General features: G+C 68.0%; 23 protein-coding genes. 12 read left to right on the plus strand and 11 right to left on the minus strand.

Annotation, left to right across the window (positions count from 1 at the left end):
- Nucleotides 1-3: 3 nt before the first annotated feature.
- On the minus strand, nucleotides 4-3,240 hold the full coding sequence (locus ABDC25_RS16465; protein WP_347123695.1) for a hypothetical protein: 3,237 nt from the start codon (nucleotides 3,238-3,240) through the stop codon (nucleotides 4-6).
- Between the two features lie 306 nt (nucleotides 3,241-3,546).
- On the opposite strand from ABDC25_RS16465, the gene ABDC25_RS16470 reads away from it, so the two are divergent.
- A complete protein-coding gene (locus ABDC25_RS16470; protein WP_029258509.1) occupies nucleotides 3,547-4,062 on the plus strand; it encodes an ACT domain-containing protein in 516 nt (171 codons plus the stop codon).
- 19 nt (nucleotides 4,063-4,081) lie between these two features.
- Here the strand turns inward: ABDC25_RS16470 and ABDC25_RS16475 are convergent, their stop codons facing one another.
- Nucleotides 4,082-4,765 carry an FCD domain-containing protein gene (locus tag ABDC25_RS16475; protein WP_021198307.1) on the minus strand — a complete coding sequence of 228 codons (684 nt, stop codon included), beginning with the start codon at nucleotides 4,763-4,765 and terminating at the stop codon, nucleotides 4,082-4,084.
- 165 nt (nucleotides 4,766-4,930) lie between these two features.
- On the opposite strand from ABDC25_RS16475, the gene ABDC25_RS16480 reads away from it, so the two are divergent.
- From ABDC25_RS16480 to ABDC25_RS16495, 4 genes are all read left to right on the plus strand, one after another.
- Nucleotides 4,931-6,166 carry an aminotransferase class V-fold PLP-dependent enzyme gene (locus ABDC25_RS16480; RefSeq protein ID WP_347123698.1) on the plus strand — a complete coding sequence of 412 codons (1,236 nt, stop codon included), beginning with the start codon at nucleotides 4,931-4,933 and terminating at the stop codon, nucleotides 6,164-6,166.
- 71 nt (nucleotides 6,167-6,237) lie between these two features.
- Nucleotides 6,238-7,548, plus strand: coding sequence for a sugar ABC transporter substrate-binding protein (locus tag ABDC25_RS16485; protein WP_036331671.1), 1,311 nt, complete (start codon nucleotides 6,238-6,240; stop codon nucleotides 7,546-7,548).
- 3 nt (nucleotides 7,549-7,551) lie between these two features.
- On the plus strand, nucleotides 7,552-8,514 hold the full coding sequence (locus ABDC25_RS16490; protein ID WP_021198304.1) for a sugar ABC transporter permease: 963 nt from the start codon (nucleotides 7,552-7,554) through the stop codon (nucleotides 8,512-8,514).
- A complete protein-coding gene (locus ABDC25_RS16495; RefSeq protein WP_021198303.1) occupies nucleotides 8,511-9,431 on the plus strand; it encodes a carbohydrate ABC transporter permease in 921 nt (306 codons plus the stop codon). Before ABDC25_RS16490 ends, ABDC25_RS16495 begins: the two co-directional genes overlap by 4 nt.
- Nucleotides 9,432-9,533: 102 nt before the next feature.
- Here the strand turns inward: ABDC25_RS16495 and ABDC25_RS16500 are convergent, their stop codons facing one another.
- From ABDC25_RS16500 to ABDC25_RS16515, 4 genes are read right to left on the minus strand one after another with little or no spacing between them, the layout of a single operon-like run.
- Complete coding sequence (locus tag ABDC25_RS16500; protein ID WP_322955214.1) at nucleotides 9,534-10,547, minus strand: aldo/keto reductase family protein; 1,014 nt, start codon at nucleotides 10,545-10,547, stop codon at nucleotides 9,534-9,536.
- A 53-nt stretch (nucleotides 10,548-10,600) separates the two neighbouring features.
- Entirely contained in the window at nucleotides 10,601-10,903 is a 303-nt protein-coding gene (locus tag ABDC25_RS16505) for a hypothetical protein (RefSeq protein ID WP_347123701.1), read from the minus strand.
- Nucleotides 10,904-10,941: 38 nt separating this feature from the next.
- Nucleotides 10,942-11,115, minus strand: coding sequence for a hypothetical protein (locus tag ABDC25_RS16510; protein ID WP_347123703.1), 174 nt, complete (start codon nucleotides 11,113-11,115; stop codon nucleotides 10,942-10,944).
- Nucleotides 11,116-11,125: 10 nt separating this feature from the next.
- Complete coding sequence (locus tag ABDC25_RS16515; RefSeq protein WP_029258515.1) at nucleotides 11,126-12,538, minus strand: PLP-dependent aminotransferase family protein; 1,413 nt, start codon at nucleotides 12,536-12,538, stop codon at nucleotides 11,126-11,128.
- Nucleotides 12,539-12,650: 112 nt separating this feature from the next.
- Here ABDC25_RS16515 and ABDC25_RS16520 point away from each other — a divergent pair, with 112 nt between their 5' ends.
- The gene (locus tag ABDC25_RS16520; protein ID WP_347123705.1) at nucleotides 12,651-12,959 is read left to right on the plus strand and encodes a hypothetical protein; all 309 of its coding nucleotides are present in this window, start codon (nucleotides 12,651-12,653) and stop codon (nucleotides 12,957-12,959) included.
- A gap of 40 nt (nucleotides 12,960-12,999) precedes the next feature.
- On the opposite strand, the gene ABDC25_RS16525 is transcribed toward ABDC25_RS16520, so the two are convergent.
- Both ABDC25_RS16525 and ABDC25_RS16530 read right to left on the minus strand, forming a co-directional pair.
- Complete coding sequence (locus tag ABDC25_RS16525) at nucleotides 13,000-14,640, minus strand: DUF4407 domain-containing protein (RefSeq protein ID WP_347123707.1); 1,641 nt, start codon at nucleotides 14,638-14,640, stop codon at nucleotides 13,000-13,002.
- Between the two features lie 86 nt (nucleotides 14,641-14,726).
- Complete coding sequence (locus ABDC25_RS16530; protein ID WP_347123709.1) at nucleotides 14,727-15,299, minus strand: TetR/AcrR family transcriptional regulator; 573 nt, start codon at nucleotides 15,297-15,299, stop codon at nucleotides 14,727-14,729.
- A 65-nt stretch (nucleotides 15,300-15,364) separates the two neighbouring features.
- Here ABDC25_RS16530 and ABDC25_RS16535 point away from each other — a divergent pair, with 65 nt between their 5' ends.
- Nucleotides 15,365-15,988, plus strand: coding sequence for an NAD(P)H-dependent oxidoreductase (locus tag ABDC25_RS16535; RefSeq protein WP_136024075.1), 624 nt, complete (start codon nucleotides 15,365-15,367; stop codon nucleotides 15,986-15,988).
- Here the strand turns inward: ABDC25_RS16535 and rlmN are convergent.
- Nucleotides 15,937-17,238 (minus strand): 23S rRNA (adenine(2503)-C(2))-methyltransferase RlmN, encoded by a 1,302-nt coding sequence (gene rlmN, locus ABDC25_RS16540; protein WP_029267826.1) that lies wholly within the window; start codon nucleotides 17,236-17,238, stop codon nucleotides 15,937-15,939. The genes ABDC25_RS16535 and rlmN overlap by 52 nt on opposite strands.
- 71 nt (nucleotides 17,239-17,309) lie before the next feature.
- Between rlmN and ABDC25_RS16545 the strand changes: the two genes are divergently transcribed.
- The 4 genes from ABDC25_RS16545 (at nucleotide 17,310) to ABDC25_RS16560 (ending at nucleotide 20,084) form a co-directional block, all read left to right on the plus strand.
- Nucleotides 17,310-17,870 (plus strand): ribosomal protein L7/L12, encoded by a 561-nt coding sequence (locus ABDC25_RS16545; RefSeq protein ID WP_347123712.1) that lies wholly within the window; start codon nucleotides 17,310-17,312, stop codon nucleotides 17,868-17,870.
- Nucleotides 17,871-17,932: 62 nt separating this feature from the next.
- Nucleotides 17,933-18,571 (plus strand): bifunctional 4-hydroxy-2-oxoglutarate aldolase/2-dehydro-3-deoxy-phosphogluconate aldolase, encoded by a 639-nt coding sequence (locus tag ABDC25_RS16550; protein WP_021198293.1) that lies wholly within the window; start codon nucleotides 17,933-17,935, stop codon nucleotides 18,569-18,571.
- Nucleotides 18,572-18,750: 179 nt separating this feature from the next.
- Nucleotides 18,751-19,338, plus strand: coding sequence for an ankyrin repeat domain-containing protein (locus ABDC25_RS16555; protein WP_021198292.1), 588 nt, complete (start codon nucleotides 18,751-18,753; stop codon nucleotides 19,336-19,338).
- Nucleotides 19,335-20,084 (plus strand): sulfite exporter TauE/SafE family protein, encoded by a 750-nt coding sequence (locus ABDC25_RS16560; protein WP_021198291.1) that lies wholly within the window; start codon nucleotides 19,335-19,337, stop codon nucleotides 20,082-20,084. The genes ABDC25_RS16555 and ABDC25_RS16560 overlap by 4 nt, the downstream gene beginning before the upstream one ends.
- Before the next feature lie 171 nt (nucleotides 20,085-20,255).
- Here the strand turns inward: ABDC25_RS16560 and ABDC25_RS16565 are convergent, their stop codons facing one another.
- A complete protein-coding gene (locus ABDC25_RS16565) occupies nucleotides 20,256-21,086 on the minus strand; it encodes an NAD(P)-dependent oxidoreductase (RefSeq protein ID WP_021198290.1) in 831 nt (276 codons plus the stop codon).
- Between the two features lie 46 nt (nucleotides 21,087-21,132).
- Nucleotides 21,133-21,891 (minus strand): SDR family NAD(P)-dependent oxidoreductase, encoded by a 759-nt coding sequence (locus ABDC25_RS16570; RefSeq protein WP_021198289.1) that lies wholly within the window; start codon nucleotides 21,889-21,891, stop codon nucleotides 21,133-21,135.
- Nucleotides 21,892-22,117: 226 nt separating this feature from the next.
- Between ABDC25_RS16570 and ABDC25_RS16575 the strand changes: the two genes are divergently transcribed.
- Complete coding sequence (locus tag ABDC25_RS16575; protein WP_347123716.1) at nucleotides 22,118-22,507, plus strand: hypothetical protein; 390 nt, start codon at nucleotides 22,118-22,120, stop codon at nucleotides 22,505-22,507.
- The last annotated feature ends 44 nt before the right edge of the window (nucleotides 22,508-22,551 follow it).

Genomic DNA, 22,551 nt, shown 5'->3' on the forward strand with positions numbered 1-22,551 from the left:
GCCCTACTGCACGGGTCTGCTCACCGTCACAATCACTGGGGAATCCTCATCAGACTCCGGTGCGACGAGGACGAAGCGAACTGTCTCGGCATGCTGAGGTGAGTGGAGTATTTGCTCAAGTCGCCGGGTTGCGGGAGCCGGCGATTTTTTGACGACCGCCTCGTCGATGCCAAGCCACCCCGATTCCAAGCGCGGAAAGACTACGAGCACGGCAGGCTCGCAGTCGACGCGAAGAAGAACAGCATCGTCCTCGAGCAGCCACGATCCTTCCAGCCTTTTCGAGGCTCCCCGGAACTGTTGCGCCTGTTCTTTGCTGATGAACACGCGCAACGCACGAAGTTGGAAAGGCAGCCGCACGAGCGCCCACCCTTGCCCCGGAACGACGCGAGCATTCCGATGCCTACGGCGCAGGGCCACTAACCTGCCGCAAGCCTCGATGAGTGTCCATAGTGGGCGGTCGGATCGCACACCACGGCCGCCGGAAACACGATTCCCACTCAGTCCTTCGAGCGCGGCCAACATCTCGTCGTCGATGTCGCCCTCATGAACTGCGGTAGCCAAGCGACAGACGTCCAGGCGAGACTGGCTCTGCCTCTGCGATAGCTCGATGTCGGCAAAGGCCTGATACAGGCTGCCGACTAGGTCATGGTGAAACGGCACGTCTCCGAGAAACCGATGTGTCAGTACCGCCAACCAGGCATTAATCAGGACGTCGGCGACTTCCTCGATCCCGAAGGCGCCGTCAGCAGCGCTCCTCGTTTCTTCCACCGCACGCGTCGCAGCTTCGAAGCGTCCGAGATAGACGAGGGTTTCCACACGCAGCGCCAACGCAGCACGCCTGAGAAAGTCGGGCGCCGTCGAGTCCGCGATGACTCTCTCGATACGCACGAGCGCGTCGCCGTCCCGCTCAGCAAGATCGAGAAGCTCGCGCGCGGCCCTGATGTCCTCGAACGCAGGGTGGCCGGCGCGGGAGAGCTGCCGTTCTAAGGCGCTGTAGGCGACGTCGATCAGTGTCCTGTGCGAAGGATCCTCCCGCGGATTTCGCCTGAGGAGATTGAGCACGGTCTCGAGCTGATACAAGACCGCTGTGCGATCCGACTCGGCGTCATCGACGGGCCACTGATCGAGCATCAGCACGCATTTCGATACGGCGTCGAGAATCTCCGGAGTCGGTCGTTCCAGCGTCGCCAAGTTAGACGCAATGGCAGCGTGAATCTTCGCTCGCAGTACGGGCGCGTGCTGACCCAGCGTGTTCAACACGTGAAGCTCGAGCTCGAAGTACTCGAGGCTAATCTCGGGCTGATTCAGCGCGCTCCACAGCACCGCCAGATTTCCCGCGAGGAGCGTGCCATACATCGACGCATAGCCCGATTCCAGGAGCCATCTCAGCGCAGATGTCGCTGAAGGCGCGACAAGTTCTGCATCCGCCCGAGCCCGCTCGTCGATCGCGCGAGTGACGTGCCCGTATGCAGACTCGATGACGCTGCGGAGCACCTCAGCGCGTCTGCGCACCGAGTGCCGCGCACGGACCACATGGAGCACGACTTCGTTGACTCGGAAGGTGCTCTGCAGAGATCGCGATTGTGCATCCATCCTCCGAGAGGCAAGCGAGAACTCGGCCAAAGCGAAGGCGACCGCGTCCACCACGGCGTCTGGATCGTCCTGAAGCTCCTCGTCCAGCAGATCGACAGCTGCGGTCACTGCGAGGTTCGCATGGGCGCTTCGCCCTGGGAGATAGGCCATCGTTTCCATGGTCGCGCTCGCCACGCCGTGCCGCCGGCTTCCCGGACCGGGCGATGACTTCGCTCTCGACTCCAGACCCTCGAGGGCAACCACAACGGCGCGGAGGAGCGTGCTGTGAGTCTTGTATCCCTCCGGCATCAGCACCTCTTCATCGATGATCTTGCTCATCAAGAGACTCACGTACTGAGGGGCGAACTCGATCCCCCGCCCGGAGGCGCTCAGGTACGCGCAAGCTAGATCGAGGGTGAGGGGCCAATCATCCAGATCCGCCGAAAGCTGACTCGCCTTCCTCCGCCAATCGGCGCTCGGCGCCGAAACCCCCATTCGCATCTCTAACAAGGCAATGGAATCGGTACGAGCGAGATGTGGTACCCCATGCGCCCGCCACCCGGACCACGCAACGGCGTTGGTCGACGTCGCGACGATATCCACGTGTCCGACCAGAGGACGCCACGGCTGAACTTCCTTCGCCGAGGCCGCATTGTCGAACACCAGCAGCCAAGTGTCCGAACTGGCAGCGAAGAGGTCTCGGAAGGATGCCGCGAGCTCAGCGCCGTCCGTTCTCTCGTCGCCGATCCCCTCGGCCTGCTCTGACTCGCCGAGGATTCGCCGGACCGACTGTCGAATCGTGCTCAGATCGTGAGCGTCGATCCACAGGATGTGGTCGTATGACGCAGCGCGATCTCTAGCGAAGGAGGCAGCGATAGTCGATTTTCCCGCCCCCGAGAAGCCTGTCAGAACCGCTCGTCGCGGCTGCCTCGTAGGCATTCCTCGCAGAGCCTCGTCCAGGAAAGCGCGAGCTTCGACACGGGGTATTGCTTCGATGTTGGGGATGGGTCCAGCCACAACACCCCAGTCATACGCGCCTCTAGCCTGCGCCACGACATGATCGGCGGGATAGAGCATCCGCTCGATCTGTTCGGCGGGAATCTCACAACCTGGGGTGGTCGCAGAACGCTCGAGCAGCCTCATCGCCACGCTGTAGACGAGGATCTCGGACGACTCCCGGCCGGTTCCCCAACCGAAGGACTGGCGGAGCGCACGAATACGAGCGGCGAGAAACTCGAACGCATCGGGGAGTTGCCAGGCATCGACCACGACTTCGCATCGCGCGATGCGCCCGAGAACCTCGCTCGTGCTTTCGACGTTGAGAACGGCGCCCGCAGCCTCGAGAGCACCCTGTATCTCTCGCATGACGTCCGTCCCACCCAGAAGCTGCTGACGGGCAGCGTCCAGTGCAGCCCCGAGTTGCAGCAATGCTGATGCGACCGGGCGGTTAGTGCGAAAAGTGAATGTGGTGGAGGGCTCTCCTTGGACCATTCGTTCGAACACCCGAAGCGCTTCGGCGACGGTTACTCGGCGACCTGCAGAGCCAGAGACGCTCGACTTCGCTTGAACGACCCGAACGAACCTGCCCTCCTTGCGAAACGCGTAGTCGACGATGTCGTCGTCCGCACTCTCGAGGGACAAGGTCCAGTCACGCTCGCCCTGCTCCAAGAGACCGATGACCTCTTCCAGTACGGCAAGGTGCTGGTACCCAATCCCATACGCCGTCGCAGCCCCACCGCCCCTTCCCACCATGGTCTCAGTCCTCTGGAGGGCAGCAAAGGTTGGTCGTGAAGGCGTACGCACCGAGCCGCGCGGTGCAGCCCGCCGCCGACGGGCACGAGAGTCTCATTGCGCTCTTCCGTACCCTAAGGGTCTGGAGACGCTCCGAATGCACATCGAACATGCGTCGACAGTATCGAACGGGCAGACAGAAGCAATCGCCAACTCTGCCAATACTCCCCGTACGCTGGCCGCATGACTACTCTGATCCTCACCGTCGCGGGTGCAGACCGTCCTGGCCTCGTGGCCGCCGTCGCCGATGTCGTGGATGCGCACGGCGGCAACTGGGAGAACAGCTCACTGGCCGAGCTCGCCGGCACGTTCGCCGGCGTGATCGAGGTCTCGGTCGCGGATGACCGGGAGGCCGAGCTGTCGTCCGCGCTGCGCGGCCTGCAGGGTCAGGGACTCCTCACGCTCGCCGTGCTCACCGGCACTCCGGATGCGGCTGCCGACGACGATCAGCTGCTCGAGATCCAGGTGCTCGGCAACGACCGCCCCGGCATCGTGCGCGAGGTCTCCGGCGTGCTGAGTGCGCACGCCCTGAGCATCGAGGAGCTCGCCACCGAGACTCGAGATGCCGCGATGGCCGGAGGGCGTCTGTTCGAAGCATCGGTCACCGCGAAGGTCCCCGCCTCCGTCGACCTCGACGCGCTGCGCACCGACCTCGAACGCATCGCCGCCGAGATCCAGGTCGACATCACCCTCGGCTGACCGGCCCGCAGGACGCGCGTCAGTCCTCGAGCCCCGAGTACCGCCGCACCCAGTACTCGGTGTACGCGACGTGGGCGGAGGCCGCGGCACTCGCGGCGACCGGGTCCGCCGCCGCCAGGCCGCGCAGGATCGCGCGGTGCCCGGCATCGGAATGCACCTTGAGCTCGGCCGCATCCTCGGGGTCGGAGATGCGATACGCCCGCGACCGCGATCGCAGCACGTCGATCAGGCTGGTCAGCGCTTCGTTCCCCGCGACGCCGGAGATCGCCATGTGGAACTCGTGGTCGAGCCGCGACTGCGCCTCGAAGTCGGTGGTCGCCTCGATCTCGTCGAGCACGCGGTCCAGGGCCTCCACGGTCTCGTCGTCGATGCGGGCGGCGGCGAGCGCGGCCGCATGCGGTTCGAGCACGCGGCGGAGTTCGGTCAGTTCGAGCACGCCCGCCATCGGCAGCAGCCCGACCGTGAGCGACAGACTGCCGATCAGGTCGGCCGCGCGCAGCTCGCTGACGTAGCTGCCCGAGCCGTGACGGGTGTCGAGCACGCCGAGGGCGGCCAGCATCCGGATCGCTTCGCGGAGAGACCCGCGGGAGACGCCGAGACGTTCGCAGAGCTCGCCTTCGCTCGGCAGTCGGTCTCCGGGCCGCAGCGCACCGTCGGCGATCAGCGCCCGCAGCCCGTGCAACGCCGTGTCGAGTGCGCTCATCGTCATCCTCTCTGACACTCCCCCACCCCTCGTGAAGTCTGTCGGAACTCCCCTTCGCAGGAAACTCGTATGACAACTATGTTTCATCTTCACCTTTTCATGGCAGTTTTCCACGGCATGTGGCAAAGTTGTGCAACAACTCGCCCGACTCATCGATGAGGACTGATGCCCACACCGCTGTTCCCCGCACCGCTCACGCTGAACTCCGGCATGCGAGCGCGCGACGCCTGGCCCCTCGACCCGGCGGTGATCCACCTCAATCACGGATCCTTCGGCGCGGTCCCGTCCGTCGTCGTCGAGCACCAGGACGCCCTGCGCCGCCGCGCGGACCTCAGCCCCGTCGAGTGGTTCCCGCGCATCGCCGAGCGCGTGCGGGCGGCCCGCGAGCGCACCGCCCCGTTCGTGGGCGCGCGCGCCGAGGACAGCGCCTTCGTACCCAACGCCTCGGCCGCCGCGACCGTCGTCTACAACGCCCTGCAGCTCGAAGCCGGCGACGAGATCCTGGTGACCGACCAGGGCTACGGCGCCATCACCATGGGAGCCGAGCGCCTCGCCCGTCGGTTCGGGGCGCGCGTGCGCACCGTCGCCCTGCCGCTGCTCTCCTCCGACGACGAGATCGTTCAGCTCTTCGCCGATGAGCTCACCCCCCGCACGCGTCTGATCGTGGTCGACCAGATCACCTCCCCGACCGCCCGCGTGCTGCCCACCCGACGCATCGCCGATGCGGCAGCCGAGCGCGGCGTGCGCACGCTCGTCGACGGCGCCCACGCCCCCGGCCTCATCGCGGATGCGGCTACCGTCGCGGGTGGCGACTGGTGGTTCGGGAACATGCACAAATGGCCGTGCGCCCCGCGCGGCTCCGCCCTGCTGGTGACCTCCGCCGCCGACCGCGACGAGCTCTGGCCGCTCATCGACTCGTGGGCCGCGCGGGAGGCGTACCCCTCCCGTTTCGACACGCAGGGAACGATCGACGCCACCACGTACCTGGCCACCCCGACCGCGATCGACTTCATCGAGAGCGAGTTCGGCTGGGCCTCGGCCCGCACGGCTATGGCCGAGATCGCGGATGCCGGGGCCGAGCTGATCGCCGAAGCCCTGCGCCCGTACGGCGACGAGGACCCGCTCACCCCGCTCCCCTCACCCGTGCCGTCGATGCGGCTGGTGCGCCTTCCGCTCGGGCTCGGCGCGACCCGCGAAGACGCCGACGCCCTGCGGATGGACCTGCTCGACGAGGTCGGCGTCGAGACGGCGTTCACGAGCTTCCGCGGGGTCGGCTACTTCCGGCTCTCGGCCCACCTCTACAACGAGGCCGCCGACTACGAGACCTTCGTCGAGCGCTGCGTGCCGCAGATCCTGAGCCGGGCCGGCATCCGTCCCGCCGACTCCCTCATCGTCCCCTGACCGCAACACCCACCCGACCGCAACACCCACCCGACCGCAACACCCACCCCCACCCCACCGAGAGGCACATCGTGAAGAACAAGATCTTGACGACCGCAGCGGGATTCGGCACCGTCGCCGTCCTCGCTCTCACCGGCTGTTCCGCAAGCTCCGGCCCGTCCACCGACGGCACCGTCACCCTGCAGATGGTCGAGAGCCTGACCAACCCCGCCCGCACCGAGCTCCTGCGCGGGCTGCTCGACGACTTCGAGAAGGCGAACCCGAAGATAACGGTCAACCTCGTCTCGCCTCCCACCGAGCAGGCCGACGCGAAGATCCAGCAGATGCTGCAGTCCGGCAAGGGCGTCGACGTGCTGGAGGTGCGTGACATCACGGTCGGGCCGTTCGCGAACAACGGCTGGCTCTACGACCTGGGCCCCAACCTCGAGAAGTGGGACGGCTGGGACGCGCTGACCGACAACGCCCAGTCCGCTTCGGTCGCCGCCGACGGCAAGAGCTACTTCGTGCCCTACGGCTTCTACGGGCTGTCGCTGTTCTACCGCACCGACCTGGTGAAGGACGCAGGCTTCGACGGTCCGCCGCACAGCTGGAAGGACCTTCTGGAGCAGGCGAGCACGATCCAGGACCCGTCGAACAACATCTACGGCTACGCCTTCCGCGGCGGTCAGAACGCCAACAGCAACGTGGTCGCGGCGATCGAGGCGTACACGATCGACGGACTCGACGTCGACGACGCGTTCCTGATGGAGGACGGCTCGACGATCTTCGCCGCACCCGAGGCACAGGACGCCGTCGACGACTACTTCGATCTGTTCAAGGAAGCCTCCCCGCCCTCCGCGGTCTCGTGGGGCTACCCCGAGATGGTCGCCGGCTTCACGAACGGCACCACGGCGTTCCTGCTGCAGGACCCCGAGGTCATCGCGACCGTGCAGGACTCCTCGCTGACCGAGGACCAGTGGGACACCGCTCCCCTGCTCGTCGGCCCCTCGGGCAAGGCCGCGCAGCCACTCGCCGTCGCGGGCTGGGGCGTCGCCGAGAACAGCGAGAACAAGGAGGCGGCCGTCAAGCTCGTCGAGTTCCTGTCGTCCGCCGAGCCCGCCACCGAGTTCGCACAGGCCAACAGCCTGGTGCCGATCATCACGGCCGCCGCCGACGACGAGTTCTACTCGTCCGGCCCGTGGACCAGCTACGTCACCATGACCGAAGACCCGGAGACCTACGTCAACGTGCGCCAGCCGCGCGGGGTCAGCTGGTGGACCGAGTGGATCCAGAAGTCCGACCAGGACGTGCAGAACGTGCTGCTGGGCAACATGTCGACCAGCGACCTGCTGGCCTCGTGGGATGCGTTCTGGACCGAGAAGTACGCCGCGGAAAAGGGCTGACCTGTGGCCCGCACCGCTCAGAAGGGAGGCTCCGTCGGCACTGCTTCGCAGCAGACCGCCGCCGGGGCCTCCCCGGCATCCCGCCGACGCCCGTTCCGCGGCCGCCAGGCGTGGACGCTGCTGGCCTTCCTCGCGCCGGCGATCGTCTTCGTCTGCTGGTTCACCTACTGGCCGATGCTGCAGGGCGCGCGCATGGCCTTCCACGACTGGAACCTGTGGGACCTCACCTCGACGCCGTTCGTCGGCTTCGACAACTTCCTCGCGGTGTTCCGGGATCCTGCCTTCCCGACCGTGGCGTGGAACTCCGTGCTCTGGGTCGTCGGCTCGCTCGTGCCGCAGCTCGTGATCGGATTCCTGATCGCCCTGGCCCTGCGCAAGAGGTTCCGCTTCCGCGGCCTCTACCAGGCGCTCGTGTTCTTCCCGTGGGCGGTGTCGGGCTTCCTGATCGGCATGCTGTTCCGCTGGATGTTCAACGCGGAGTTCGGCGTGGTCAACGACCTGCTCATGAAGGCGGGGCTGATCGACGCCCCGCTCCCCTGGTTGGCTGATCCGAAGCTCGCGATGTTCGCGGTGATCGTCGCCAACGTCTGGTACGGCGTGACGTTCTTCGCGATCATGATCCTCGCGGCGCTGCAGTCGGTGCCCGACGAGATGCTGGAGGCGGCGAGCCTCGACGGCGCGGGCAAGTTCCGGCAGCTGTTCTCGATCATCATCCCGTACATCTCGATGACGCTGCTGCTGACGATCCTGCTGCGGGTGATCTGGATCTTCAACTTCCCCGACATCATCTACGCGATGACCAACGGCGGACCCGCCAACCAGACGCACATCATCACGACCTGGATGATCAACTACACCCAGCAGGGCAACTACGGCTTCGCGAGCGCGATCGGCCTCATCGTGATGGCGGTCCTGTTCGTGTTCTGCGCGTTCTACCTGATGGCGATGCGGAGAGTGCAGCGATGACCATGACAGACGCCTCGCGGACAGGTTCCTCGATCACCGAGACCCGGCGCATCACCGTCCCCGATCCGGCATCCGCCCCGCGACCGAAGCCGCGTGTCACGGTCGGCGGTGTCATCCGCGTCGTGGGCCTCGGCCTCTGGCTCGTGATCACGCTGTTCCCGCTGTACTGGATCGCGCTGACGTCGATCAAGTCGCCGGGGACGATCAACCGGTTCCCGATCGAGTACTGGCCGAGCGAGCCGTCGCTCGAGAACTACATCAGCCTCTTCCAGAAGAGCTCGTTCGGCGTCTTCCTCGGCAACTCCGCCCTGGTCGCGGTCGTCGGCGGTGCCGTGGCCACCCTCATCGCCCTGTTGAGCGCCTACGTGCTGGCCCGGTTCGAGTTCCGCGGCAAGGGGACGATCCTGATCGCGTTCCTGCTCACGCAGATGATTCCGGCGTTCATCGCGCTCGGCCCGCTGTATTCGATGATGACCGACCTGGGACTGGTCGACACCAAACCCGGCCTGATCCTCGTCTACATCGCGATCTGCATCCCGTTCTCGACCGTCATGCTCCGCGGCTTCTTCGAGAACGTGCCGGACGCGCTCGAAGAGGCGGCGATGATCGACGGATGCTCACGCCTCGGCGCTCTGTTCCGGGTGCTCGTCCCGGTGATGACCCCCGGCATCATCGCGGCGTTCATCTTCAACTTCGTCAATTGCTGGAACGAGCTGTTCCTGTCGGTCGTGCTCATGAACACCGACGCGAACCGCACCGTGCCGTCGGCGCTGAACGGCTTCATCTCCACCTTCAACATCGACTGGGGTTCGATGAGCGCCGCCGCGGTCCTCACGATCCTGCCGACCATGGCGATGTTCGCCCTCGCGAGTCGCTGGATCGTGCAGGGCCTGACCGCGGGTGCGGTCAAGGAATGACCGTCGCCGAGACCCACGCCCAACGTCGAGACCCACCCGCGCGTACGTCAGCGGGGGTGGGTCTCGACGTTACCGATGGGTCTCGGCGTCAGATCAGGGCACTCAGACCAGGCGCGACTTCGGCGACACCGAGTAGGTGTTCTCGGCGTCGCGGTTGACCGTGTCGCCGAGGGCCGCGTCGATCGCCGCCATCGTGTCGGCGTCGAGCTTGACGCCCGAGGCCTTGACGGTCTCGGCGAGCTGCTCCGGACGAGAGGCCCCGACCAGCGCCGCGGCCACGTTCGGGTTCTGCAGCACCCACGCGATCGCGAGCTGCGGCATCGACAGGCCGGCCTGTTCGGCGATCGGCTTCAGGCGCTGGACGGCGGTGAGGATGTCGTCCTGCAGGAAGCTCTTGATGAAGTCGGCGCCGCTGTGCGGGTCGGTGGCGCGCGAGCCCTCCGGCACCGGCTGACCCGGCAGGTACTTGCCACTGAGCACGCCCTGCGCCATCGGCGACCAGACGATCTGCGAGATGCCGAGCTCTTCGGACGCCGGGACGACCTTGCCCTCGATCACACGCCACAGCATCGAGTACTGGGGCTGGTTCGAGATGAGCTGGATGCCGAGCTGCTTCGCGAGGGCGTGCCCTTCGCGCAGCTGCTCCGCAGTCCACTCCGAGACGCCGATGTAGAGCGCCTTGCCCTGGCGGACGACGTCGGCGAAGGCCTGGAACGTCTCCTCCAGCGGGGTCTCGTAGTCGAAGCGGTGTGCCTGGTACAGATCGACGTAGTCGGTGCCGAGGCGCGCGAGCGAACCGTTGATCGATTCGAAGATGTGCTTGCGGCTCAGGCCGGTGTCGTTCGGCCCCTTCGGACCGGTCGGGAAGTAGACCTTCGTGAAGATCTCCAGGCCTTCGCGGCGCTGCCCCTCCAGGGCCTTGCCGAGCACGACCTCCGCCGCCGTGTTGGCGTACGTGTCGGCGGTGTCGAAGGTGGTGATTCCGGCGTCGAGGGCGGCGTGGACGGTCTTGACGGCGGCGTCGTCGCCGACCTGCGAGGCGTGGGTGACCCAGTTGCCGTAGGTGATCTCCGAGACCTTGAGACCGCTGTTGCCGAGATAGCGATAGTTGACCATGGATCAACGCTACTGGCTGACACCGTCAGCGGGGCCGGACGCGAGGGAAGAGCTCAGGCCGACGCAGGAGCGGCGCGTGCCCGGAGCACGGCGACCACCCCGCCGAGCATCAACAGGGCTGCCGCGAAGGCGCTGATGATGTAGAACGCTCGCACTCCGGGGAGGGAGACGCCCGCCGAGATCATGAAGGTATCGGCCAGCGCCATGCCCGGGGCGAATGAGGCGAAGAAGAAGCCCGGGGCTCCGAGCATGAGCAGACTCAGGAAGCCGGCAGCCGCGATCATCGGAGTGGCCCCCGACGTCATCGCGATCACACCGAGGGCGAGGGCGAGCACGACTCCCACCCCGAGAATCATGAAGGTCGTCGGCGCGTTGAGCGACTCACCCGCTCCGCTCAGCTCAGCTCAGCTCGGATCTGGTCGAGAGTGAGCCCGGGAGCGGCCGCGAGAGGCGTCCACTCCAAGATCTGCACCGCGGCGAGCGCAGCATAGATCGTGACGGCGAGCACACCGGCGATCGAGATCCACAGCGTCTGCATCCGCATGGTCCGACACTGCATCCGAGTCATGCGGGTCAGCCTAGGAAGACATCCCGAGAGTCTCCCGATACTCGCGCCAGGCCGCTCCGAGGCGGCGGATGCCCTCGGCGAGCACATCGTCGGGGGCGGTGAAGGGGATGCGGATGTGATCGTCCGGCGACGCGGAAACGGCGAACGCCGCACTTCCGGCGATCGAGACACCGTGTGCGGCCGCCGTTCGGGCGAGCGCTGCTGCTGACCCCACGGGCACCCGCACCCATAGCGACAGCCCGCCACGGGGCGGCTCGACCGTCCAGTCGGGCAGGTGCTCTGCCATCAGTCGCTGCAGCAGCCGGAGCCGCTCCTGATGGATGCGGCTGTTCGCGCGGCGCAGGTCGTCGGCGCGGGCGATCAGATCGAGAGCGAGCAGCTGACCCGGCACGCTGGTGGACTGGTCGGCGAGCTGACGCGCGCCACGCAGCCGTCGTACGAGCACGGGGTCCGCCCGCAACCAGCCGATCCGCAGGCCCGCCCACACCCACTTCGACACCGACTCGACCACGATGACGGGCGCGTCGGCGCGCTCGGCGGCGAGCGTGGGCGGCACCACCCCGTCGAAGGAGATGCCGGCGAGCACGCGATCCTCGATGACCGGAACGCCGTACTGCGCGGCGAGCGCGGCCACCCGATGCCGAGCAGCTGCAGGCAGGCGCGACCCGGTCGGGTTCTGGTGATGCGGGTTGAGGGCGACGAGTACCGGACGCAGACGAGCGAGGGCCTGCTCCAGCGCGTCGACGTCGAGACCGTCGTCGCCCATCGGGACGCCGTGCACCGAACCGCCGCGCAGGCCGACCGAATCAGTGACGCCCGGCCAGGTGATCTCCTCGGCGAGCACGATGTCGCCTGGGCCCACGAGCGCGTTGACGACGAGACTGATGGCCTGCTGCGCGCCGTGCGTGACGAGGATCTGCTCCGGTGTGGTCGGTGTTCCCTCGGCGGCGTACATGTCGGCGATGAGGGTGCGCAGCGCAGGCAGGCCCGCAGGGTCGGTCTCCGGCAGCAGGGCGAGGTCGAGCCGCGGCTTGTGATCGCGAATGAGCTGCACCCCGAGGTCGGAGATCTGCGGCACGGTGCGCAGGAGATCGATCGCGTTCGGCAGCGCCGAGAAGAGGGCCTCTCCGCGTCCTGGTCGTGAGGCAGGCACGGCGGTTGCAGCTGTCCCGGCGATGCGGGTGCCGCTCCCCTGCCGCCGGTCGACGAGACCGCGGTCTGCGAGGTCGCCGTACGCAGCGACGACCGTGCCGCGCGAGACGGACCCTGCCGCTGCCAGTGCGCGCTCCGCGGGCAGCCGGTCCCCCGGGCGCAGCTCTCCACTTGCGATCAGACCCTCGATGCCTCGCGCGAGCCGGGCGGCGAGAGTGCCGTCTCCCTGTGTCCAGCGGCCGAGCCGCGCCGAGAGCGCCTCCGAGGACACGTCACCTGCGTGGACGAGAGATGCCGCTCGTACCGCAGGAATGGCCGATACCTGATCCATTGGCCCGCTATTGGCCCTGTCCTTCACGCTCATGAGAACCGATTCTGGACCAATGAACACGCACCTCGCCAGCCGTCCTTCAGAGACTGGACCGATCAATCCCGATTGGACCATCGCGCAGCTCCTGGAGTGGCTCAGCGATGATGTCCGCCAGCACGATGTCATGCTTCAGCATCCGCTCGCCCGCATCGAGGCACTGATGACCGGGGTGCGCTGGGCACACACCCCGTCGACCGTGGCGTTGATCCGCTCGATCGCCGCCGCCGTCCGCGACGAACCGGTGCGGGGAAGCATCCGGATCAGCGAGCTCTCCCCGCAGCAGGCGCCACCGATGCCGGAGCGGATTCCCCAACCCGCCTGACCGGAGCCTCGCGCAGCCTCGCCGCACCGCGATGCCCGGTTCAGCCGATCGTCGGGCGAACGAGCTGCTCCTGCTCCTCGAGCGTCTGCGCCTGCGCGCGCTTCTCCGCCCGTTCCCGCTCCTGCGCCTCGGCCGCCTCTCGGCGTTCCGCACGCGTCTGCGGCTCACCGGAGCCGGCCTCCGCTTGTATCCCCTGGGACTGATCCGTCACGATCTGCGCACGGTCTCGGAAGCCCTCGGCCGTCACCTTGTCGAGGGCGACCTGCTTGCGGATCGCGGCGGCTTTCTCGTAGAGGCTCGGATCACCGTAGCTCGTCAGCACCTTCACCAGCACCGGCAGCAGCTCGATCATGAAGAACAGCGCGGCGATGAGGATGTGCGCCCACAGGATCGAGGGCTCCTTCTCGCTCAGCCGGTTCAATCCGCTGATCTGACTGAGCAGGCCGACCGCTCCGGCGTTGCCCTGCGCGACCGCATCGGCGCGGGCGTTGTACGCGGCGAGCGCCTGATCGTAGGAGTCGCGAGCTGTCGGCAGCTGCGACTTCGCCTGCTCGCGGTTCTGCGCCTCGGACGACGAGGTGTTCTCCTTCGCCGCAGTGCCGGCCGCGGCGAGCTCCTCGTTGGCGGTGCGCAGCTGAGCGGCGAGGGCGTCGTAAGTCTGCTGAGCCTCGGCGAGCTGCGCCTTGGCGGCGTCCGAACTGGCGCCCTGGCCGTTGACGCCGGTGCAGCCGGGAACGGTGCCGGCGCCCTCACCCGTGAGCTCGCACTGGTACAGCACGCGCGCCTGGTCGATCACGGCCTGCTGGGCGGTCATCTTCGCGGTCACGTCGTCGACCGTGGCCTGAGCCGCGGACTCGGTCGCCGACGAGGAGTCGGTGCCGGCGACGATGCCGGTCGCCGCCTGGTTCTCGAGTTCGGCGACCTTGGCGGATGCCGCGTCGAGTGCGATCTTCTCCGGGCCGTTCTCGAGCGCCTCCTGGTCGGACTGCGACTGGGTGATGTTGGTGGAGGCGACCTCGCGGGCGATGTCGTTGTGGAAGATCTGCAGCACGAGTGGCTCGGCCACGACGAAGCCGATGATCGCGGCCATGATCACGCGCGGGATCGCAAGCCCGATGAGTCGCCAGACGTTCCTGGTCGAGCTCATGGTCGATGTGAGGAATCGGTCGAGGTTGAAGATGATGAGCGCCCAGACGAGCGCCAGGGGCACGGCCAACCAGACGGCCGCCTGCACCCCGGTGGTGAGTGCGAAGAGCATCGAGATCGCCGAGACGAGCGCGGTGCCGGCGAGCACGAAGAACATCTGCACGAAGCGCGGGGTCTCGCCGGGAACACGGTCGAGGATCTCGCCCTCCGCACCGCCGAGAATCGCGAGGGTTCGCGCGCGCGAACCGGGAGTGCGCGGTGCGCGCTTCGCGCGGGGAGGGCGGATGCGCGGCTCCCGCGGCGGCTTCACCGGAGCGGGTTCTTCGGCGGCGGAATCGTCCGCGGCGATCGCGTCGGCAATCGGGGTCGTCTCTGCGGGCACGGACTCGGGCACCTCACGGGTGGCGTGGTCGGTGCCGGTGGGCTCGAACTCACGCAGGAAGTCGAGGTCATCCGTGACGGCGTCGGGTTCGCCGTCGAGGATGATCCGACCCTGCGAGTCGTAGCGACCCGGTCGATGGGCGGAATAGGGCATTCGAACAATCTACGAAACCTCGCCTGTGCATCGCGTGGAAGAGTGCTTTGAGCGACTCACAGGTTGGACGACGCAACCGTGACGGATCACTCCGCGGGAAGCAGCCGATCGAGGGCCGCGGCGTAGGCCGACAGTCCGTCCTCGAGCGTGAAGTGGCCTGCCGCAGCGAGCGTGCCGAGCCCGTGGATCAGTCCCCACAGCGCGACGACATCTGTCGGTCGATCGAGGCCGACTGCCGCCGCCCCCTCGGCGAGCACCGCCTCGAGCCCGTCGATCAACGGCGCCATGGTGGGAGTCGGGGATCCGGGCACGCAGACCGTCGGGTCGTAGACGGCGTCGAACGCGTGCGGGTGCTCGACGGCGAAGCTGATGTACGCCGAGCCCCCGTCGGCGAGCGCGGCCCGCGGGGTCGAGGCCTTCTCGGCAGCGGTGCTCACCTGGCCCAGGAGATCGGCCATGCTGCGCTCGGCGATCGCCTTGAGCAGTCCCAGGCGGTCGGAGAAGTGATGGTACGGGGCGTTGTGGCTGACGTTCGCGGCCCTGGCGACCTCGCGCAGGCTGATCTCCGCCGCGGGCATCCGCTCCAGCAGCTGCATGGCGGCGTCTTCCAGAGCACGGGCGAGATCGCCGTGGTGGTACCCGTCCTTGGAACTTGACATGAGCAACATCCTCTCCTATCTTGACAGTGTCCACCAGCTTGACACTGTCCAGATAGGAACCGGAAATGCCCGCTCTCGTGATCGACGGCCACCCCGACGCCCGCTCCCTGACCGCCGCTCTCGCCCAGCGCTACGCCGCAGGGCACGGCGACGCCCGTGTGCTCGCCCTCCGCGACCTCGACTTCGACCCGAACCTGCGCTTCGGCTACCGCGAGCGCATGACGCTCGAGCCCGACCTCGTCGAGGCGAAGCGCGCGCTGCAGGACGCCGACACGATCGTCATCGCGACGCCGCTGTGGTGGGGGTCGGTGCCCGCGCTGCTCAAGGGCTTCTTCGACCGCGCCCTGCTGCCGCAGCAGGAGTACCGCTACACGAAGCTCGGGCTCGTCGAGGGACTGCTGCCCGCGCGAAGGGGCAGGCTGCTGCTGCTCGCGGACACGCCCTGGTACTTCACACCCTTCACGGGGCTGCCCGCCCAGACCCACGTCGCCCGAGGCACGATGCGCTTCTGCGGGATCCGCTCGGTGCGCACCCATCGCATGCTCGGCGTGAAGGATGCGAGCGAGACCACGATCTCCCGGTGGCTCGACCGCGCCGAGCACCTCGGCGCCGTCGACGCCCGCCGTGCCGGCCGGCCTCAGGCCATCGCGGCGGAGGCGGCCTCATCCTCGGTCGTGGCGACCAGCTGACCGCAGGCGCCGTCGATCTCCTTGCCGCGGGTGTCGCGGAGAGTCGTCGGGATGCCGGCGTCGTTGAGCCTGCGCACGAACTCGTTTGTGACGTCTTTCTCCGACGCCGTCCAGATCGAGCCCGGCGTGGGATTCAGCGGGATCGGGTTCACGTGCACCCAGCCGCGTCCACGCTGGTTGAGCTTCTCCGCCAGCAGATCGGCACGCCAGGCGTGATCGTTCATGTCCTTGATCAGGGCGTACTCGATCGAGACGCGGCGACCGGTCTTGGCGTAATAGTCGTAGGCGGCGTCGAGGGCCTCGTCGACCTTCCAGCGCGAATTCACCGGGATGAGCTCGTCACGCAGGTGGTCGTCGGGGGCGTGCAGCGACAGCGCGAAGGTCACCGGGATGTTCTCGTCGGCGAGCTTCTTGATCGCGGGCACCAGGCCCACCGTCGAGACCGTGATGCCGCGGGCGCTCATCCCGAGCCCGTCCGGCTGCGGAGCGACCATCGAGCGCACCGCATCCATCACGCGCTTGTAGTTGGCGAGCGGCTCGCCCATCCCCATGAAGACGATGTTCGAGACGCGCTCCATGCTGTGGTCGTCGGACTTCTTGCCGCCCAGACCGCCCTCGGCGATGAGCCGGTTGGCGCGCACGATCTGTTCGATGATCTCGGCGGTCGACATGTTGCGGGTCAGGCCCGCCTGGCCGGTCGCGCAGAACGGGCAGTTCATGCCGCAGCCGGCCTGGCTCGACACGCACAGCGTGATGCGGCCGGGGTAGCGCATGAGAACCGACTCGACCAGGGCGCCGTCGTGCAGGCGCCACAGGAACTTGATCGTGTCGCCGCGGTCGGTCTCGAGGCGGCGGACCTCGGTGAGCAGCGGCGGGAGCATCCCGGCGACGAGCTGCTCGCGGGTGTCGGCCGGGAGGTCGGTCATCTGCTCGGGGTCCGACGTGTAGTGACGGAAGTAGTGCGTCGACAGCTGCTTGGCACGGAAGCCGGGCAGGCCGAGCTCTTTCACCTTCTCGACGCGCTCGGCCGGCGTGAGGTCAGCCAGGTGCACCGGCGGCTTGCCGCGCTTGGGGCTCGCGAACTGCAGCAGTGGACGCCCCTCGGCGTCCTTCTGCTGGGTCCATCCCTCGGTGGCAGGGCGCACCTGTGGCTTCCTGGTCTCGCGCACCTTGCCCTGGGCGGGGCGTCCCTGCGGGGCGGACGCGGATGCTGCGGGGCGCGTCTCGCGCGTGCGGGGAGTCTCGGTCATACCCTCCAGGGTACGCGGTGGCGGATGGGAAGGCCCTGGGGCGCGGGCGGTGACCTCTCTAGACTGAGCCCATGGATGCCGTGCTGTGGATCATCGCGATCGTCGTCGGCCTGATCGTCGTCGTGGCGATCCTCGCCATCGCGGTCCGCGGCATGCGCCCCAAGCTGCCAGAGCCGCAGGTGTTCACCCCGTCGCCGACGACCGCGCGCACGGCTCCCGCTTCGTCGGCGTCGACGGCCGTCTCCGGTTTGACGCCGAGCGTGATCGCCGAGATCGACCGGCTCGTCGGGGCCGGGCAGAAGATCCACGCCATCAAGCTGTACCGCGACCACTCGGGCGTCGGCCTCAAGGAAGCGAAGGACCGCATCGACCACTGGTCGGTCAGCACCACGGCGCCGCACCTCGCCGCCGTGTCGAACGCCACGGCCACGCGCTCGTCGATCACCCCGATGGTCGCGACCCCTTCGTCCGTGCGTGCGTCGCTGCCGGCTTCGGTGGCCTCCGAGATCGACCGGATGGTCGCTGGGGGTTCCGCCATCGCCGCGATCAAGGCGCTCCGCGAGCACACGGGACTCGGACTCAAGGAATCGAAGGACCTGATTGAGGCCTGGCCGCACACCCACGCGTCCTGACCAACTTGTCATTACAGGCTGCGCCCGGGAGAATGGACGTGCCCGCCCGATGAAGGAGCCCCATGTCCGACCGTCTCGACCGCGCCCGCACGACCGGCATCCTCGCCGTCCTCCGCGCCCCCTCCCCTGAACTGGCCATCGAGGCCTCGGAGGCGATCATCCGCGGCGGTGTCACCGGCATCGAGGTGACCTTCTCCACCCCGGACGCTCCGGCGGTCATCCGCGAACTCATCGCCCGCCACGGCGACGCCGCCTACGTCGGCGCGGGCACTGTGACCACCGCTGCACAGGCCGAGCACGCAGCGGATGCCGGAGCCGAGTTCCTGGTCAGCCCCGGCACACTGCCGCACCTCACGCGCAGCATGCTCGACACGGGCCGCGTCGTGATGACCGGCGCGATGACGCCGACCGAGGTCATGGGCGCGCTCGAGCTCGGCGTCGACGTCGTGAAGATCTTCCCGGCGTCGCTCGGCGGCCCGTCCTACCTCGGCGCCCTGCGGGGACCGTTCCCCGACGCCCCGCTCATGCCCACCGGCGGCGTGAACCCCGACAACCTGGCCGCCTGGTTCACCGCCGGCGCGGTCGCGGTCGGTGCGGGCGGAGACCTGGCGAACGGAACCTCGATCGCGAACGGCGACTGGGCCGACATCGAGCAGCGCGCCGCGCGATTCGCCACGGCACTCACCGCCGCGCGGAGCTGACCGCCACACGGGACTGATCACCGCGCGAGGTTGATCACCCGATGTCCGGCATCTTTTGGTATACCGGATGCATGCATGCGCGAAGGATGTTGGCCGTCGGCGCCGTCACAGTTGCCCTGCTGACCGTGACGGCCTGCACAGCAGCGCCGCATCCTTCCCCGTCGACCCAGGAGGCTGCCATGACCGAAGCCACTCGCGATCTGCTCGCCGCCGCTGAGGACGGAGACGCGATCGCCGTGCAGACGGCGATCGACGAGGGCGCGGACATCGAGGCGCGCGGATCCGGCGGGATGACAGCCCTGGTGGCGGCGACCAAGGCGAACCACGTCGACGCGGCCCGGGCCCTGATCGAGGCGGGGGCAGACGTGAACGCCAAAGACGACATCCAGGACTCCGCCTACCTGTACGCGGGCGCGCGCGGACATGACGAGATCCTCCGTCTGACCCTCGACAACGGCGCCGACCTCGCGAGCACCAACCGCTTCGGCGGCACGGCCCTGATCCCGGCGTCCGAGCGCGGACTGCTCGCGACGATCGAGATCCTGCTCGAGGCCGGCGTCGACCCGAACCACATCAACGACCTGAACTGGACGGCGCTGCACGAGGCGATCGTGCTCGGCGACGGATCCTCGACCTACGTCGACGTGGTTCGTGCCCTCCTCGACGGCGGGGCCGACAGCGGCATCCCGGACGGCGACGGCGTGCTCCCGGTCGACCTCGCGAAGGCCAGGGGCTACGACGCGATCGTCGCCGAGCTCGAACGGTGATCGCCCTCGACCCGTGGGCCTGGGCGGCGCTCGCGGTGGCGGCGGCGGTCATCGGCCTCTCGAAGACCGCACTGCCGGGCGGGAGCATCCTGGCGATCGCGCTGTTCGCGGCCGTCCTGCCCGCCCGCACCTCGACCGCGGCGACCCTGCTGCTCCTGATGGTCGGCGACCTGTTCGCCCTGTTCGCCTACCGCCGGCACGCGCACTGGCCCACGCTGCTGCGGCTCGCCCCCGCGGTCATCGCGGGACTGCTGGTCGGATTCGCGTTCCTCGCGCTCGCCGGCGATGGTGTGGTGCGCCGTGCGATCGGAGTGATCCTGCTGCTCATGATCGCCGTGACGCTGTGGCGCCGGTGGCGGCAGAGCAGAGCGGATACCGTGTCACCGCCCTCCAGCGGCATCCTGCTCGCAGGCGCCTACGGCACGCTCGGCGGCTTCACGACCATGGTCGCGAACGCCGGCGGGCCCGTCATGTCGATGTACTTCCTGGCCACCCGCACCCCGGTGCAGGTGTTCCTCGGTACCTCCGCGTGGTTCTTCGCCATCATCAACGTGATCAAGGTGCCGTTCCTCGCGGGCCTCGGGCTGTTCGAGCCACCGGTACTGCTGATGGATGCCGTGCTCGCGCCGCTCGTGGTGGTCGGCGCGCTCCTCGGGTTGCGGGTCGCCCGTCGCATGAATCAGCGTGTGTTCGACCGCATCGTGATCGCACTCACGATCGTCGGTGCGGTCTACCTGCTGATCTGACCCCATCTATCTGCTCCCGCTATGACTCCGGGGGCGCCCCCTCCGGCCCTGCGAGAACGGAGACGAACGGGGTTCCGCGCGGCGCGGCTCGCCCCAACACGCGGCGCTACGGACGGACGGTCTCTGTTTCGGCCGCCCGTTCCGGCCTCTGTCTCCGGCGCCGCGGGAACCTCAGTCGAGGAAGATGTCGGGGAAGAGCGCGCTGTCGGGAGTGCCGGGGATCGCGGCATAGCCGGAGAAGTCGGTCACACCGTCGGCCTCGAGCACGTCCTCGACGATGAGCGTCTGACCGGTGTACGACGCCGCGGGCTTGAGCAGCACGGCATACGCGGCGTCCGCATAGATGTCGGGCGTGCGACTCGCAGCCATGACCTTGTCGCCACCGAGGAGGTTCTGCACGGCCGCCGTCGCGATCGTGGTGCGCGGCCACAGGGTGTTGGCGGCGATCCCGTCGCGTGCGAACTCGGCGGCGAGGCCGAGGGTCGCCATGGTCATGCCGAACTTCGCGAGCGTGTATCCGGTGTGCGCGCCCAACCACTTCGGGGTCGGGTTGAGGGGCGGCGACAGCGAGAGGATGTGCGGGTTCTCGGCATCCTTCAGGATCGGCACGGCGGCGCGCGAGAGCATGAACGTGCCGCGTACGTTGACGTCCTGCATCAGGTCGTACTTCTTGGCGTTCAGGTCGAGCGAGCGCGAGAGGTCGATGACGCTGGCGTTGTTGATCACGATGTCGATGCCGCCGAACTCGCCCTGCGTCTTCATGACCGCTTCGGTGATGTCGTCGTCGTCGCGCACGTCGCCGACAATCGGCAGAGCCTGGCCGCCGGCCGCGCGGATCTGCTCGGCCGCGGTGTGGATCGTGCCTTCGAGCTTCGGATGCGGGGTGTCGGTCTTCGCGAGCATCGCGATGTTCGCACCGTCGGCAGCCGCCCTCAGCGCGATCGCGAGGCCGATGCCGCGGCTGCCGCCCGACATCAAGATGGTCTTGCCTGCAAGGGACATGGGTTCTCCTGGGTTCTCGATCGCGGGTTCTGAGGGGTGCCGCGGGTCAGCGCGGCGCCATGCGGATGGCACCGTCGAGGCGGATGGTCTCGCCGTTGAGGTAGCCGTTCTCGACGATCTGCTGCACGAGAGCGGCGTACTCGTCGGGGCGTCCGAGGCGCGAAGGGAAAGGCACCTGCTGGCCGAGCGAGTCCTGGGCCGCCTGCGGAAGACCCATCAGCATCGGGGTCTCCATGATGCCCGGAGCGATCGTGCACACCCTGATGCCGTAGCGGGCGAGCTCGCGCGCCACCGGGAGGGTCATGGCGTGCACACCGCCCTTGGATGCGGAGTAGGCGGGTTGGCCGATCTGACCGTCGAACGCGGCGACGCTCGCGGTGTTCACGATGACGCCGCGCTCCTCGTCGTGCAGCTCGTTCTTCGCGATCACGGCGGATGCCTGCGAGATGACGTTGAACGTGCCGACGAGGTTGATGCGGATCACGCGCTCGAAGTCGGCGAGCACAGCCGGGTTGCCTTCGCGGTCGAGCACCTTGGCGGGCGGCGCGATGCCGGCGCAGTTCACGACCACCCGCAGCGGAGCGGCGGACTGCGCGGCTGCGACGGCCGCCTGCACCTCATCCGCGTTCGTGACGTCGGCCGCGACGAACAGCCCACCGAGTTCGTCCGCGATCTCGGCACCCTTCGACGAGGCGAGGTCGATGATCGTGACGTGCGCTCCCGCGGCGACGAGCCGGCGCGCCGTGGCGAGTCCGAGACCCGAGGCTCCGCCGGTGACGAGTGCACCCTGTCCGCTGATCTGCATCTGATGTTCTCCTTCGAACGTCGTCGTGCGACATGCATTGATGGAACGCAGTCCCAGCCTACGTGGTTCTTGGTTTCACCACGAGCCGAGGTACGGCGTCGAGAGCGAGCCTACGACACCGCCTCGCGCGCGAAGGAACCCGATAACCGATGCGGGTAGGATCCCGAGAATGCGCCGCTCGCCCGGGATCCTCCGTTCCGCGGGCATCGTCGCCCCGCCGGTGATAATGCGGCTCATTACCACGGCGAGCCTGGCGCTCCTGCTGCTCTTCGCCTTCGCCGTGACCACCCACGGGGCGCAGGACGAGAACGGCGCTGCCCCCTCCCTCACCGCCGCAGTCGTCGACGCATTCGACCATGCGGCCGCAGCCGCCCAGGAGCAGGTCACCGCCGCACCCGACAGCGGGACGAGCGCTCTCGTCGGAGCTGCGCTCTGCGCTCTGGGCGTGCTGTGCGGGCTCGCCGTGATGCTCCTGCGAACACGCGCAGCGCACCGCCGGGCACTGGTCACGCGACTCCGAGCCGGATCCGAGGCTCTGCGTCGATCGTCTGCATCTCCCCCGCGCCCACGCGCGACAACGCTCTCCCTCCTCCAGCTCGGCCTCTCCCGAACCTGATCCGCCGGCCGCACCCGCGCGACCGCATCCGCCGCTCGCAACCC

This window comes from Microbacterium sp. SY138, assembly GCF_039729145.1.
Taxonomy (GTDB): Bacteria; Actinomycetota; Actinomycetes; order Actinomycetales; family Microbacteriaceae; genus Microbacterium; species Microbacterium maritypicum_A.

What these genes read in the sequence shown, in the direction of transcription:
- ABDC25_RS16480 (WP_347123698.1), top strand. Translation starts at nt 4,931, where the DNA reads ATGCCCACACCGCTGTTCCCCGCACCGCTCACGCTGAACTCCGGCATG.
- ABDC25_RS16510 (WP_347123703.1), bottom strand. Translation starts at nt 11,115, where the DNA reads ATGACTCGGATGCAGTGTCGGACCATGCGGATGCAGACGCTGTGGATC.
- ABDC25_RS16525 (WP_347123707.1), bottom strand. Translation starts at nt 14,640, where the DNA reads ATGCCCTATTCCGCCCATCGACCGGGTCGCTACGACTCGCAGGGTCGG.
- ABDC25_RS16520 (WP_347123705.1), top strand. Translation starts at nt 12,651, where the DNA reads ATGAACACGCACCTCGCCAGCCGTCCTTCAGAGACTGGACCGATCAAT.
- ABDC25_RS16495 (WP_021198303.1), top strand. Translation starts at nt 8,511, where the DNA reads ATGACCATGACAGACGCCTCGCGGACAGGTTCCTCGATCACCGAGACC.
- ABDC25_RS16570 (WP_021198289.1), bottom strand. Translation starts at nt 21,891, where the DNA reads ATGCAGATCAGCGGACAGGGTGCACTCGTCACCGGCGGAGCCTCGGGT.
- ABDC25_RS16565 (WP_021198290.1), bottom strand. Translation starts at nt 21,086, where the DNA reads ATGTCCCTTGCAGGCAAGACCATCTTGATGTCGGGCGGCAGCCGCGGC.
- rlmN (WP_029267826.1), bottom strand. Translation starts at nt 17,238, where the DNA reads ATGACCGAGACTCCCCGCACGCGCGAGACGCGCCCCGCAGCATCCGCG.
- ABDC25_RS16535 (WP_136024075.1), top strand. Translation starts at nt 15,365, where the DNA reads ATGCCCGCTCTCGTGATCGACGGCCACCCCGACGCCCGCTCCCTGACC.
- ABDC25_RS16505 (WP_347123701.1), bottom strand. Translation starts at nt 10,903, where the DNA reads ATGATTCTCGGGGTGGGAGTCGTGCTCGCCCTCGCCCTCGGTGTGATC.
- ABDC25_RS16475 (WP_021198307.1), bottom strand. Translation starts at nt 4,765, where the DNA reads ATGAGCGCACTCGACACGGCGTTGCACGGGCTGCGGGCGCTGATCGCC.
- ABDC25_RS16500 (WP_322955214.1), bottom strand. Translation starts at nt 10,547, where the DNA reads ATGGTCAACTATCGCTATCTCGGCAACAGCGGTCTCAAGGTCTCGGAG.
- ABDC25_RS16530 (WP_347123709.1), bottom strand. Translation starts at nt 15,299, where the DNA reads ATGTCAAGTTCCAAGGACGGGTACCACCACGGCGATCTCGCCCGTGCT.
- ABDC25_RS16575 (WP_347123716.1), top strand. Translation starts at nt 22,118, where the DNA reads ATGCGGCTCATTACCACGGCGAGCCTGGCGCTCCTGCTGCTCTTCGCC.
- ABDC25_RS16555 (WP_021198292.1), top strand. Translation starts at nt 18,751, where the DNA reads ATGACCGAAGCCACTCGCGATCTGCTCGCCGCCGCTGAGGACGGAGAC.
- ABDC25_RS16470 (WP_029258509.1), top strand. Translation starts at nt 3,547, where the DNA reads ATGACTACTCTGATCCTCACCGTCGCGGGTGCAGACCGTCCTGGCCTC.
- ABDC25_RS16550 (WP_021198293.1), top strand. Translation starts at nt 17,933, where the DNA reads ATGTCCGACCGTCTCGACCGCGCCCGCACGACCGGCATCCTCGCCGTC.
- ABDC25_RS16545 (WP_347123712.1), top strand. Translation starts at nt 17,310, where the DNA reads ATGGATGCCGTGCTGTGGATCATCGCGATCGTCGTCGGCCTGATCGTC.